Raw genomic sequence first — 13,403 nt, 5'->3', positions numbered from 1 at the left:
TTCCACCGTTGCAACGCCGCCCGTCAAGGCAAGAAAGCCGCGGCAGACCAGATACGAAACAGGCAGCAGCCCTACCGGCACAACCGCCCGACAACCTCCCTGCGGCAGCCGAAACGATCGGCTTATCCGATACAACACGCCCCATTGCCTATCCCCTATTCAGTGAACTCCCATATAATCTCGATATATGTGGTTCAAGAAAACGAAGGGGTTTCTTGGCACAGAAGCAACGTAAGGAGGCCGTTATGTTGAATCTTCGGCGAGGTATCAGCTCTCACCAGCCCACTGTTATTTCCATGGGGCAAGTGTGGGTAGACATCATGATGAACGTGGACGACGTGCCCTCACCGGGAGGATTCGCCGTGGCCGACCACCCCAAGCCTGCCATCGGCGGCAGCTATCGGGTGCTTGAAGCCGCCAGCCGCATGGGCACGCCAACCGAACATGCCGGCATTCTGGGCAATGGCTTGTGGGCGCATTTCATCCGCCAATCCTTCTCCGACAACGGCATTACGCACACCGGCCAGGATCGTCTTGACGAGGATTCCGGCTTCCGTGTGGTGCTCAACTCCGGCCAGCCGAAGAAGACCTTCATCGCATCCTATGGTGCCGAAGCTCACGGTGGCCCCGATACCTTCGCCATGCTGGAACCACAGGATGGTGACGTGGTACATATCAGCGGCAATACGTTGATGGATCATACGGCGGCCGGCGTGGACGGCTTCCTGCTGCGCGCCGGAACCGACCCCACCGCACGCGACTATTCGCTGGTGATCAATCCGACCAATACGCTGCGCCTGGTCAATGATCATATGCTGGAGGATCTGGTGCTGGCGCGACCAATCTGGTCGTGCAACCGCCAGGAAGCCACCACCCTGGCCGAACGGCTGGGAGCGCCGATCGACAATTCGGAGGTGACCATCGGCGGCGGGCTTGACGATTTCATGCGTCAGCTCTGCGAGGGCCTGGGCACCACGTTGCGCGCGCCGCTGGTGGTGCGCGTCGGCTCCCGCGGCGCATGGGTGCGCGAACCGGGTGGCGAGACCGTGCACGTGGAAGGCTATCCCACCAAAGCCGTGCACACCCGTTCGGCAGGCGGTTGCCATACCGGAGCGATGTGTGCAATGCTGGCCGATGGGCGCAAGCTTACGGAAGCGGTGCGCATCGCCAACGCGGCGACGTCCATTGCCATCCAGCGCAATATCAATGGCATCCCACAGTGCCCGGATTATGACGAGGCCGCGGCACTGATCGCACAGCCGACGGCTCAATCGGCTCGATAGGCCTTACAGGCTCGATAAAGCCGCGATAAATCTCCAAACAGACTTGGGTGCCGGCGCGTAGGCGCTTTCGAATAATTCATATGACGTTCAACTCAGACGCTTCCGGCACCCAGTCGCAGCCCTTACGATGGAGTGTTGTTATGCAATCGTAAGGAGTTGTGAAATGGCCGTGCGAGAACAACGAGACGATAAAGCGTCTAACGCCGCCGCCCCGAGCGGTAAGCTCACCAAACGCGAGAAGCAGTGGATTGTCTACGACGTGGGCAATTCGGCGTTCGTGCTGCTTTCCACCGCGGTGATTCCGATTTACGCGAATTCGCTGCTTGAGGCTGCCGGCCAAGACAATATCGTGTCCACGTGGGGTTACGCGCAGACCATCGCCTCGCTGGTAATCGCTGTGCTGATGCCGCTGCTCGGCTCCATCGCTGACGTGCAGGGCATGAAGGTGAAGTTCTTCCTCGGATTTTTCCTGACCGGCGTGGTGATGTGCTGCGCAATGGCCCTGCCGCTGGGCTGGCTGGCGTTCCTTGTCGTTTATGTGTTGGCCACCATAGGCCTCAACGGCTCGCTGACTTTCTACGATTCGATGCTTATCGATACCACCAGCAATGAGCGTATGGATAAGGTGTCTTCGCACGGCTACGGCTGGGGTTATGTGGGCTCCACGATCCCCTTCCTTGTGTGCATCGCGCTGATTTTCGGCGGCCCGGCGCTGCTGGGGCTTGATACTGCGCTATGCACCAGAATTTCGTTTGTAATTACGGCCATTTGGTGGGTGGCGTTCACTATCCCTCTGCTGACGAGCTATCGGCAGGTGCATTACCGCGCCACTCGCGACCAATTGGGAACGGCTGTGCGCGGTACCTTCCGCGAATTGGGCGCGACCTTTGGCAAAATCTTCCGTAATAAGCCGCTGTGGATGTTCATGGTTGCGTTCTTCTTCTACATCGACGCGGTGAACACTGTGATCACTATGAGCACCTCCTACGGCACGCAGCTTGGGCTCGATTCCACACAGCTCGTGATCGCGCTGCTGGTCACGCAGTTCGTCGCCTTCCCTTGCGCGATTCTGTACGGCCGACTGGCCGGCCGTTTCGGTGCCAAGCCCATGATTATGGTGGCCGTGGTGGCGTATATGTGCATTGTGTTCTTCGCCGCGTTCTTCTTGAAAACCGAGCTGCAGTTCTGGATTCTGGCGATTATGGTCGGCATGTTCCAAGGCGGCATCCAAGCGTTGTCGCGCTCGTATTACGGCAAGATCATTCCAAAAGATCACGCGAACGAGTACTACGGCTTCTACGATATCTTCGGCAAAACCGCCTCGATCATCGGTACCTTCCTCGTCGCCACCACCACAACCCTCACCGGCAACCCCTCCATCGGCGTGCTCTCCATCGCCCTGCTGCTAGTGCTCGCCCTAGTCTTCCTCATCCTGCAAAAAGACCCCACACGAGCATGATGAAGGATGCCGAAATTATTGGCGACGGGGTGAATTCATCCAGCCCCGCCGCCAAGGGCGTTACCATAGTCGGCGAAGATGAAGACGGCCACATACTGATTACCGCGCCAGTTATAATTGATTTGAGTATTTTCGCATTCGCCAAGTCATAATTCATGGCCGGTCTTTATCAATCGTTCACACATCCTAGTCAACGAAGACTCAAGGAGTTTCAATGAAGAAGAACAAAGTTCTGGCTGCGTTGAGCGTGATCGTGATGTCGTGCGTCTCCCTGTGCCTGGGATGTTCTGGCCCGATTGTGGGCCCGATTACGGAGAACCGGTTGCGGAGAGCCGACCGTTATGTGCTTTCTGACTATGTGGCGGTGATTCCGTTCAGTGTGACACCGGCGTCAACGAGGAAGGTTCAATATCTCGCGTTCATCCGTGAGGATGGGTCGTACAAGTTGATGAAAACCGGGCGGATGTTGACGATGCGCCCCTATTGGGATGAAAACGGACTGTACTTCGGTGACGAAGACAAGGACTACCACATCGACTGGTCGGGCAAGATAACCACATGGGAGAATCCTAAAAAAGATCCGCTCAATAGCGCCGTGGCCAGGGATGCGGACGGTTGGATCGTCAACGCCTATGACAATGGCATCAACCCGGATGGTTCAAATGCTGTGACAATGACGTTCCGCAAAGGCGACGCCGTGGAGAACCGCGAGATGACCTTCGGCGACGGGCCGGTCACTTTGATGGCGTCCTGCGCTTCTGGCATCTACACTGTGTCGGAGCCTGCCGAGAACGGGGACGGCAACGCGATCCTGAACCTGCGCCGTTTCCGAAAGCCGGATCATATCACGATGAAGAAGGCCGGCAAGCAGTTCATGGGAAGAGGCTATGACGAGCGAACCGGCCGCTATACCTATGGCAACGCACTCGCCTTATGGGGTGAATACCCACCCCCGTGCAATAACGACGTCATTCACTACATCACTTCGATGCCCGTTCAAAAACTCTACGGTATCGACGAAGAGTTCGATTGGAAACGATTCCTCGTGACCATGAACACTTGGAATGTACAAACTGGCGAAGTCACGACCATACCCGTAAGAAATAGGGTTGGCGAGCCGTTCTATGATTCCGCTGATGCGGGGTTTAACGCGTCAGTCAGCGACCTGCAGTCCCTCCGCGGGGACGAGTTGCTCACGGTGGATGAATCGACCGGTCAGGTCATCGCCGTGAACATCCACACCGGGGTATGTAGGGAGGTGGTCAAGGCGTCAGTGCCCGATAAGTCGCCGCGCTGGGGCCGGTGTTACATGAACACCGGGAAGGGCTCATTCAGTGTCATCGTCGTTCCCGGCACCGATAGATTTCGGAAGACCATCACCATATCCCGTTACTCGCGGGATGATGGGCACCTTCTTCAAAGCATCAAAGTCAATGATTCGCTAACGCTGCCGTTCACTGAGGGTTACCTCTCGTCGGCCCCCGCAACCAACCCCCGCATCCTAGAATGACATTTCAGGATTGCAATATGACGCATTCGAAGGTCGGCTGAAAACACCATCAGCCGGCCTTACTTATTCCCAGTCTTGATATCAGACAATCTTGCTTGCTTGTTCCTAGACTTACGGCATGTAAATGAAGGTCGCAAGATCACCCTAGGGAACGGGCACATCGCAGCACCTTGCGAAGCCTGCTCCCATACGCGGCATTTGGCACCATCCCGACGCGCAACCAGTAGTAACATAATCAGCCATGCAACTGATTGAGGCTTGGATGGGTGATTTGGGGAAGACCTACGAACTGTTTCAGCAGTTTCCGGCCGATGAGAATGGGTTCGAGAACGACGCCGCAGGTCTGAATCGGGACGAATTTGACGCTTACCTACGCGAATTGAAGAATACGGCCGCGGGCATCAACTTGCCTGAGGGATACGTGCCCGCCACCAAATACATCCTCGTTGATGACGATGGCGCATACGTTGGCATCTTCAACCTGCGCCACCGGCTCAACGATTTTCTGCGCAAAGGCCCGGGCCATATTGGATACGGTATTGCGCCCGCCTACCGCGGCAAAGGATATGCAACCGCAGGCCTGAAGCTCACCCTCGAGAAAGCTCACAACGAATTCGGCATCGACGAGGCGTATCTTTCGGTACACAAGACCAATGTCGCGTCCCTTAAGGTCCAGCAGCATTGCGGCGCACGTATTGATCACGAGGACAATACCCACTACTACACCCGTATCGCCACCACATCCACACACTGAGCCAACAAAACACCGAATTTCAGGCGTACGATACACCGATGCAGTCACCGCAACACCTTTGCTTGTACACGAAATTACCTAATTTCGTGTACAAGCTGTACATTTTTTCGCACTATTTCGTGTACAACAAGCGTGCGGTTAGATTTTCACGCCGGGCAGGCCGCACTGTTGGAGGTGCTTCACGATGCTGGCTTGGGTGTCTTCGATGACATCCTCGCTATCCACGGCAACCACAAAGCCGCGATCTCGGTAAATATCCAGCAGGGGCGCGGTTTCCTTGTCATAGGTCTGCAACCGCTTGGCAACCGCCTCGGGATTATCATCGGCACGCCCCTCAATCTGGGCGCGCTCGTGAATGCGTTTGATCAGCTCGTCATAATCGGCGCGCAGCTCCAACACCACATCGATACGCTGATCGGACTGCTCCAGCACCGCATCCAAGGCGCGCACTTGTTCGATGGTGCGCGGGTACCCGTCGAGAATCCAACCGTTGGCGCAATCCGGCTGCGCCAAGCGGTCGGCGACGATGCGATCCGTCAGTGCGTCAGGCACCAATTCACCCGCATTGATCAGGCTTTCAATCTGCTTGCCCAGTTCGGTTCCGGCGGAAACATTCGCACGGAACACATCACCAGTGGAAATATGCGGAATGGCGCAACGCGCGGCCAACATCTTCGCCTGCGTGCCCTTGCCAACGCCCTGCGGACCCATCATCAGCATTCTCATGATCTGAACCTCCCTTGTGTTTGACAACCTTGTCATCATCAGAACATGCTTCCCCATGATATACCACAATTCACGCAGCGCAGGGATTCCGCAAAGGTCGCCACGCAGGTCTCGCGACGCTTATCGTGAGCTCGACCTAAACTAAAGTGCTATTTATTTTCTGATGTGAAAGATCAACGTGTCTACTAGTGATAACCCTGTAACCTTTTCTCAACTTGGTGTGCCCGCGCCTCTGGTGCGCGTGCTGGCGTCCGACGGCATCACCACCGCCTTCCCCATTCAGGCCGATACTCTGCCCGATTCGCTGGCCGGCCGCGATATTCTTGGCCGCGGCCGCACCGGCTCCGGCAAAACACTTGCTTTCTGCCTGCCCTTGGTGACCAGGCTTGGCGAATCCTCATCGGATATCGCCGATATTGAGCTTGAGGCCCAGCGTGAAGTCGAACGCCGTCGCTCCAACCGCGACAAGCGTTCCTCCGCCCACCGTTCCGGCCGCTTGCCGCAGCCGCGCGGCTTGGTATTGGCACCCACGCGTGAGCTTGCCAATCAGATTAACGACGTGCTGTTGCCGCTCGCCCAAGCGTACGGCATGACCACGGCCACCGTGTATGGCGGCGTGAAATACTCCGGTCAGGTTGCCGCGCTGAACGCCGGCGCCGATATCGTCATCGCCTGCCCGGGTCGTCTTGAGGATCTGCTGCGCCAGAACCTGCTCACCCTATCCGCCGTGCAGGTCGCCGTGCTTGATGAGGCCGACGAAATGGCCGATATGGGATTCCTGCCCCCGGTGGAACGACTGCTGGAGCAAACCCGCCCTGATGCGCAGCACATGCTGTTTTCCGCCACGCTCGACCACGGTGTCGATAAGCTGGTCGAACGATTCCTCAAGGACCCCAAGGAACACAGCGTGGATGATGCCACCTCGCCGGTGGACGAAATGACGCATCATGTGTTCGAGATCACCAAGGGCGAGAAGCCTGAGATCGTGCGCCTGCTGGCCAGCGGAACGGCCAAGCGCATCCTGTTTACCCGCACCAAATTCCAAGCCATGAAGCTGGCGAAAAGCCTGACCAAGCAGGGTATCCCCTGCGCCCAGCTGCACGGCAACCTCAACCAGAACCAGCGCGACCGCAATCTGGCGGCGTTCGAGAACGGCGATGTGAATGTGTTGGCGGCCACCGATGTGGCTGCTCGCGGCATTGACGTCGGCGGCGTGGAGCTGGTGGTGCAGGTCGAGCCGCCGGAGGATCCGAAGGCGTTCCTGCATCGCTCCGGCCGTACCGCACGCGCCGGGCATACGGGCGACGTGGTCACGCTGGTGCTGCCCAACCAGCGCCGCGAAACCCGCCGTATGCTGGCCATCGCAGGCATCAAGGTCAAGGCGATTGCGGTGACGCCGAAATCTCCCGAAGTGCTGGAACTGGTTGGTGAGACTGCCGAACTGGTGCAGGATTGGGAGCTGGCGCCGCTGCAGCCGAAGAAGCGTCCAGGGGCTACTGACGCGAAATCCTCGTCCAAGCGTCGCCGTTCCAAGAAGAGGAACGAGCGCAAGGCTGAGGGGCAAGATAGCTTCGCGAACAAGACTGCACGCCGTGAGCGGACGCAGGATCGCAAGGCGAATCAGCAGGAAAATCAGTGGGAAGGTAAGGCTTCGCACAACGATTATTCGTTTGATGAAGCCAGCCATGAGTCCGGCCACAAATCCGGTCACGATTCCCGTCGCGAGAACCGCCGCGAGAATCATCGCGAGGATCGCTACGCGGATCAGCAGCAGGCGCAACGCTCGGATCGTCGCTCGGATCAGCGTAAGTCGCGTGGTGCCGAGGGTCGTATTGTCGAGGAGCCGCGTGGCCGCAAGGGCGGCAAGCGCGTGCATCATAAGCCGATTCGCATTACTGAGGATCTGCGCAGTGAGGATGCCAAGCGTCACGATCGCCGCACGCAGGCGCGCAAGCACAGCGATTTCGTCGATTCCGCGGACTTCGCGCAGGACAAGCGATCCAAGCAGGCGAAGCGGACCAAACAAGTCAAGCAAGCCAAGCAAACCAAACGGTTCAAGCAGTCTGACGGCCGAACGTCATCGTCCGCACGCGGCGGCTTCGATCGCGGCTTCCAGCAGTCGCATCATCGCCGTTCCAAGTCCAATCGAGCGCCGTTCCGCACGCGTTGATTGACGCTAGTTGACGCCGATTAATACAGCGAAGCGCGGCCGGTAGGGAATCAACAACATCAGATTCGATTCCCCTACCGGCCGCGCTTCGCTATTGCTGCTGGCGGCTACGCACTCAGGCCACAAACTTCAGGAAGGCCTCAACCTCGGCAGACAGCTCGGCCTTCTGCCCGTCGTTCAGCTCAAGCTTGCCCGTGCCGAAAGCTTCGGGAGCAAGCGCCACACCAGTACGCTCCGGCAGCAGTTCGGACTGGAAGCCGACCAGCTCGGCGAGCTTGCCAAGAGTGCCGGCCGCAGCGGTGCGCGGGCCAGCGACGCCGGCGATGGCCACCTTCTTGTCGGCGAGCACGGAAGCGGATTGTGCCGGGAACGGTTCCAGCGGGCGAGACAGCCAGTCCAGCAGATTCTTGAGCACGCCCGGGTAGCTGTAGTTGTATTCCGGCGAGAAAATCCACACACCGTCGGCCTCGACCACGGCCTTACGCGCGGCGGACACGGCAGCCGGCGGATTCGGGAACTCGATATCCTGGCTGAAGAATGGCACATCCGTGTAATCCAAGAACTTCACATCGGCACGGTCGCCGATCAACGTTTTGGCCTCTTCGGCAAGCTGGGCGTTGAAGCCGTTCTTGTGCAGGCTGCCCACAATGAACAGAAGCTGAGTCATGATACTCCCCCTTGGTGCGGTCGAAGCGACCAGGCGCATAAGCCCGAACGCCAGATCCGCTGCAATACGTTAACAATATTAGACGCGCATCATTGTGCCGCCTCATTACCGACATACTATGCCAGCAGTGAAGAATGGCGGAATTCCGCGCCTGCGCAGCCAGCAAACTGTACTATTGCTGTAGTACAGTTTTCAGCCGCCGCCAAAGCACCGACTGAACGGAAGAAAGGATTGCGCATGCTTCCCATCAGCGTCAACACTGCCAGCGCAGCTCCCGTATTCGATCAGATCGTAGCGCAGCTCACCGGCCTGATTCGCACAGGTGAACTCGCCGCCGGCACCAATCTGCCATCCATCCGGCAGCTTGCCGGCGAACTCGACGTGGCGCCGGGCACCGTACAGCGCGCGTATGGCGAACTTGAGCATAAGGGCATGATTATCACGTCACCAGGCAAGCCGGCACGCGTCGCCGAACGAGAGCAGGCACCTTGCGAAACGCTGGCCGCCGTGCAGGTGCTGGTGAGCACCGCACACAAGCATGGCATCAGCCAGTCGGAGATCCACGGCGTCATCAGCAGCATGTGGGACATGCCCGCCCCGGAATTGTAGGCGATTATGGCCAATATCATTGATTATGTGCGCGAAGAGACGCGCTCGCTGCGCGACTTGCCGTTCAACGAGGTCGATGCGCTGGTGCTTGCCACGCTGGTGTATGAGGATGTGGCTCGCATATCCCCCAAACTTGCGCTTGACGAAGCTCGCACCGATTCCTTTACCGACTCCTTTGTCACACGTATTCGCGTCTTCGAGCCCAAGCATCCGTGGATCGCCTTCCGCAGGCTCTGGCACCCCACGTTTGAATCGGTGAGCCTCGAAGAGGCCAATCTGGAACTGCATCGTTCACTGGATACCGAGGACGACGATAAGCCCCATGATGCGCAAATCGTGAGCTTCGTGGACGGCTCGGCCACGCACATGCTGTTCCAGGTCGCCGGCGAAAGCCCCCGCTTCTCATCGATGCGACTGGGTGCGGTGGTCGAGCATGTCAATCCCGGAGAGCAAACGCAGTTCGCCGCGGTCACCTTCCAGCTGCCCGACGGCCCACGCGCCAAGGATCCGACCTATCAAGGCACGTTGGTCATCTCACTGCGCGGCACCGATGATTCGCTGATCGGCTGGAAGGAGGATTTCAATATGACCTTCCAATACCCGGTGCCGGCCCAACGCGCGGCCAGCGCCTACCTAGACACGGTGGCGCGCCTGTGGAAAGGGCCGATTGTGCTGGTGGGCCATTCCAAAGGCGGCAATCTGGCGATTTACGCGGCCATGAACGCCGACGAAAAGGTGCGTCGGCGCATCAGGCACGTGTATTCGCTCGATGGCCCAGGGTTTCCCCCGCAGGTGGTCACCAGCCCGGAATATCAGGCGATTTTGCCGAAGGTGACGAAGATTGTGCCCGATTCGTCGATTGTCGGCATGATTTTCGAGACCCCGGAGCCTTGCCGTGTGGTCGCCTCCGATTCGGACGGTCTTATGCAACACAATGCGTTCACCTGGCAAATCGAGGGGGATGATTTTCTTACGGAGCCGTCGCTGAGTTCCAGTTCGCAGCTGTTCAACGAGGAGCTCAACCGTTGGATTGCGAATCTGACGCCCGGCCAGCGCGAGCGCGCGGTGGATGCGCTGTTCAAAGTGCTGCACGCCAATGGCGCGGCCAGCGTTCACGATGTGATGAGCAATCTGCCGGCTTCGATCCCTTCGATGCTGGGTGCCTATGTGGGGTTGACCGCCGAGGATCGGCGCAATATCGCCGCCGCGCTGGGCATTCTGTTCAAAGCCGCCACCGCACGCACCAAGCGTTCTTCGTCCAGTGATATTGGTTATACTGTCCAATAATTATTAGGCACTGTGACTATCAGGAGGAATTCATGCCACGCCCACGCCATGATTCCGAAATATTGCCCGCCCGCGAACGTATGGAGAATGCGTTTTGGGAACTGCTTGCCGACCGTGACTGGCGCAAAATCACCGTCACCGACATCGTGCACGAAGCCGGCGTGAACCGAAACTCGTTCTACTATCATTTCTCCGGCTTGCCCGAGCTCGCCGACTCCGCCATATTGCATCAGGTCGAGGCCATGCCGTTCCTGCGTTCCACGCCTGACCCCAGCGCGGATCCGCGCGAGCAATGGTCACAGCGCGTCACCGCCATTCTCGCCGACCCTGTTCAGCGTCAGCGTCTTGACAGGCTCGCCACGCTGGCTGGTCCGCACAGCTCGCCCGAACTGGCCGAATCACTGCGCGATTTCGCACGACTGCAAATTCTGAGCATGCTTGAATTGGAGTCCGACCAGCTTGACCTCAAAACCGATCTTATGGTGGAATTCACCGTCGGTGGCATTCTGTCGATTCTGCGCCGATGGCCTGAGCTGAGCGACACCATCGATATTGCGGATCTGGTCAAGGAGGACGTGGCCGTGCTGGCCATGGGCATCTATCTGGCCATGAGCCGCGAGGATCTGCTCGAATATTGCAATCGTATTTTCGCAGGCGGCATACCGCAGACTATCGTCAGCCGTTAGCCGCACAACAATCAGCCACAGCCCAGCGCACAAGCACCCCAACCGTTACGATGGAGCGCATGAACGATTGGTTGAATGCCGTAGTGCGCCTACTGGGTGCGAATCTCAACAAAATCATCCTGCTGGCGGTGGTGATTGTTATCGCCGCCGTAGCCGACAAGCTGATATCGGATCTGCTACGTCGCGTACTGGATAAATCGAATATCCCCAGCGCCTCCATCTTTGTGAATCTAACGCGCGTGCTGATTTGGGTGACAGGCGTGGCCATGGTGATGCAACCGGTGTTCGGCATCAATCCCAACACCATCATCACCGCCCTCGGCATCGGCGGCGTTGCCGTTTCGCTGGGTATGAAAGACACGATAGCGAACGTGATCGGCGGCTTCGGCCTGATGCTGGGCCATGTGATCCAGCCCGGCGACCTGGTAACCATCCAAGGCGTCACCGGCACTGTGCGCGATATCACCTGGCGGCAGACCGTGGTGATGACCCGCGGCGGCGATCGCATGGTCATCCCGAATTCGGTGCTGAACACCGCCGCCCTGACCAAGCTCACACCGACTACTGAAGCCCTAGCAACGCTGGAATTCACCGCAAAAGCCACGGCCGATCCTACGACGATCAGCGAGAAAATCGTTGCCAAAGTCACCGAGGCCACGGCTGATCTGGCTATGGAAGGCCAGTCGCCGATCGTCAAATTCACCGGCTTTTCGCCCTACGGTCAGACTGGCCAGATTCTGATGTTTGCGCGCGAGGGCGTGCTGTTGTCTACAATCTGCGACCGTGCTGCCCGCGCTATTGCCGGTGAGGACTGGCTGGTGGCGGATGATACTTCCAGTGAGGAGTAGGCCGAAGCATGGAGCAGACCGAAGCATAGGGCGGACCGATAACGGGCTTACGCCATAGCCTATTGATGCCGGTTCAGCGCGATATCGGTCTCAGCGATACCGAACTACTGGAACAGCATCAGCACCGACAACGCCACGGCGATCAGGATATAGACGATCATGCCGGGATTGCCGATGGAAATGCGCAGCTTCGACCCTCGTGGTAATTCTTCAGGCGCGGTGTAGAATTCCCAGCGGCGCTGCCATTTGACCAGCAGCACAATGCCAGTGATGACCAGTGCGAACAGCACCATGCCGTACAGCATCATCGCGCCCATGCCGCCCAGGTTGCCGTTTTCAATCATGCTCAGCAGATCGGCTTCGCTCAGCGAGCCGTCAAGAATCCGGGAGTCAACCGAACGCAGCAGCAATGGTGCGATCACTGAACCGTTGAAGTTGAGGAGCATGTGCATCAGCACCGGATAGATAAGCTTCGACGTGCGCATGTAGACGTAGCCAAACAGCAGTCCCAAGCCAAAGGCATAGAAGAACTGGAAGAAGTTCTGGTGGAACAGCGCGAATGCGAGTGAGGAGATTACGATCGCCGTGCGTTCGCCGTAGCGGCGCAGGCGCGAAATAATCTCTTTGCGGAAGATCCATTCCTCAAAAATCGGCCCCAAAATCACCGCGAACAGAACGGTAACCCACCATTGCGACCCCATCAGCAACGATGACACACGATCGACGGCCTGCCCATCGGTGGCAGTTTGCGAGAACATGTTGCCGATAATGTTGCCCAGATACATCACCGGCACACACATGATCAGCAGCTGGAAGAATTCCTTCGCCCCCATGTTGTACTTACGGGTTTCGATGGCCGGCACGCGCGTGAACACCAGCATGCTCAGTGGCATGGCGATCGCATACAGCGGGCCGCTGGAGGCCAGGAACAGCGCCCAAGTCGGCATATTGCCGCCTGGGAATAGTAAAGCCAACGCGTTGCTGGCCAATATGTTGAGAGCAATCCAAAACACCAACATGATGGCGAGCGCCGCACCAATCAGCGAGAAGTTGCGGCCGGCCTCCACCCACCAGACGCGTTTCGGTGTCGGATTCGGTGTCGGCTGAGGCTGAGGCTGTTGTTGGGGCTGCTGCTGAGATGGCATATTCGGCATGGATTCGCTCGGTTCATTCATGGGCACCAGTATTCCACAGCAATCTGGCAAAATCATGCATCTTAAAGCTGGCCGTCCCATTCGTACTGTGGATTATCACGGTTCACCTAACAATCCGCACGGTTCAACTAACGATCCGCACGGTTCGGCTGCGGGATTATCACGTACCTATGTAACAATCTCGCAGGCGAACCGTGCCAAACCACAGGCGAACCATAACTGGACACCGATCTCAGCCACAACCAGCCAC

The 13,403-nt window shown here is 58.1% G+C and carries 13 protein-coding genes; 10 read left to right on the top strand and 3 right to left on the bottom strand.

All coding sequences use genetic code 11. The annotated features are described in order from the left end of the window. Nucleotides 1-245 precede the first annotated feature (245 nt). The 5 genes from G1C95_RS08610 (at nucleotide 246) to G1C95_RS08590 (ending at nucleotide 5,006) form a co-directional block, all read left to right on the top strand. On the top strand, nucleotides 246-1,283 hold the full coding sequence (locus tag G1C95_RS08610) for a PfkB family carbohydrate kinase (protein WP_169172557.1): 1,038 nt from the start codon (nucleotides 246-248) through the stop codon (nucleotides 1,281-1,283). Nucleotides 1,284-1,446: 163 nt separating this feature from the next. Beyond that, entirely contained in the window at nucleotides 1,447-2,742 is a 1,296-nt protein-coding gene (locus G1C95_RS08605) for an MFS transporter (protein ID WP_169172556.1), read from the top strand. After that, nucleotides 2,739-2,894 carry a hypothetical protein gene (locus G1C95_RS08600; RefSeq protein ID WP_169172555.1) on the top strand — a complete coding sequence of 52 codons (156 nt, stop codon included), beginning with the start codon at nucleotides 2,739-2,741 and terminating at the stop codon, nucleotides 2,892-2,894. The genes G1C95_RS08605 and G1C95_RS08600 overlap by 4 nt, the downstream gene beginning before the upstream one ends. A 62-nt stretch (nucleotides 2,895-2,956) precedes the next feature. After that, the gene (locus tag G1C95_RS08595; RefSeq protein ID WP_169172554.1) at nucleotides 2,957-4,252 is read left to right on the top strand and encodes a hypothetical protein; all 1,296 of its coding nucleotides are present in this window, start codon (nucleotides 2,957-2,959) and stop codon (nucleotides 4,250-4,252) included. Between the two features lie 241 nt (nucleotides 4,253-4,493). Then, nucleotides 4,494-5,006, top strand: coding sequence for a GNAT family N-acetyltransferase (locus G1C95_RS08590; RefSeq protein WP_169172553.1), 513 nt, complete (start codon nucleotides 4,494-4,496; stop codon nucleotides 5,004-5,006). A 138-nt stretch (nucleotides 5,007-5,144) separates the two neighbouring features. Here the strand turns inward: G1C95_RS08590 and G1C95_RS08585 are convergent, their stop codons facing one another. Next, complete coding sequence (locus tag G1C95_RS08585; RefSeq protein WP_169172552.1) at nucleotides 5,145-5,732, bottom strand: adenylate kinase; 588 nt, start codon at nucleotides 5,730-5,732, stop codon at nucleotides 5,145-5,147. A 172-nt stretch (nucleotides 5,733-5,904) separates the two neighbouring features. On the opposite strand from G1C95_RS08585, the gene G1C95_RS08580 reads away from it, so the two are divergent. Beyond that, nucleotides 5,905-7,902 (top strand): DEAD/DEAH box helicase, encoded by a 1,998-nt coding sequence (locus G1C95_RS08580; protein ID WP_169172694.1) that lies wholly within the window; start codon nucleotides 5,905-5,907, stop codon nucleotides 7,900-7,902. A gap of 115 nt (nucleotides 7,903-8,017) precedes the next feature. On the opposite strand, the gene G1C95_RS08575 is transcribed toward G1C95_RS08580, so the two are convergent. Further along, nucleotides 8,018-8,569 carry an NADPH-dependent FMN reductase gene (locus G1C95_RS08575; protein WP_169172551.1) on the bottom strand — a complete coding sequence of 184 codons (552 nt, stop codon included), beginning with the start codon at nucleotides 8,567-8,569 and terminating at the stop codon, nucleotides 8,018-8,020. A gap of 237 nt (nucleotides 8,570-8,806) precedes the next feature. Between G1C95_RS08575 and G1C95_RS08570 the strand changes: the two genes are divergently transcribed. Genes G1C95_RS08570 through G1C95_RS08555 form a run of 4 tightly spaced genes read left to right on the top strand, consistent with a single transcriptional unit; the run spans nucleotide 8,807 to nucleotide 11,999 of the window. Continuing rightward, nucleotides 8,807-9,178, top strand: coding sequence for a GntR family transcriptional regulator (locus tag G1C95_RS08570; protein ID WP_205832787.1), 372 nt, complete (start codon nucleotides 8,807-8,809; stop codon nucleotides 9,176-9,178). A 6-nt stretch (nucleotides 9,179-9,184) separates the two neighbouring features. Beyond that, nucleotides 9,185-10,465, top strand: a complete 1,281-nt coding sequence (locus G1C95_RS08565) for a DUF2974 domain-containing protein (RefSeq protein WP_169172550.1) — start codon at nucleotides 9,185-9,187, stop codon at nucleotides 10,463-10,465. 32 nt (nucleotides 10,466-10,497) lie between these two features. After that, nucleotides 10,498-11,151, top strand: a complete 654-nt coding sequence (locus G1C95_RS08560; RefSeq protein ID WP_169172549.1) for a TetR/AcrR family transcriptional regulator — start codon at nucleotides 10,498-10,500, stop codon at nucleotides 11,149-11,151. A 59-nt stretch (nucleotides 11,152-11,210) separates the two neighbouring features. After that, the gene (locus G1C95_RS08555) at nucleotides 11,211-11,999 is read left to right on the top strand and encodes a mechanosensitive ion channel family protein (RefSeq protein WP_169172548.1); all 789 of its coding nucleotides are present in this window, start codon (nucleotides 11,211-11,213) and stop codon (nucleotides 11,997-11,999) included. Nucleotides 12,000-12,103: 104 nt separating this feature from the next. On the opposite strand, the gene G1C95_RS08550 is transcribed toward G1C95_RS08555, so the two are convergent. Next, on the bottom strand, nucleotides 12,104-13,153 hold the full coding sequence (locus tag G1C95_RS08550) for a CPBP family intramembrane glutamic endopeptidase (RefSeq protein WP_417852268.1): 1,050 nt from the start codon (nucleotides 13,151-13,153) through the stop codon (nucleotides 12,104-12,106). Nucleotides 13,154-13,403: the final 250 nt, after the last annotated feature.

The organism is Bifidobacterium oedipodis, from assembly GCF_012932425.1.
GTDB classification, from domain to species: domain Bacteria; phylum Actinomycetota; class Actinomycetes; order Actinomycetales; family Bifidobacteriaceae; genus Bifidobacterium; species Bifidobacterium oedipodis.
This window is presented reverse-complemented; position numbering and strand designations above follow the sequence as displayed.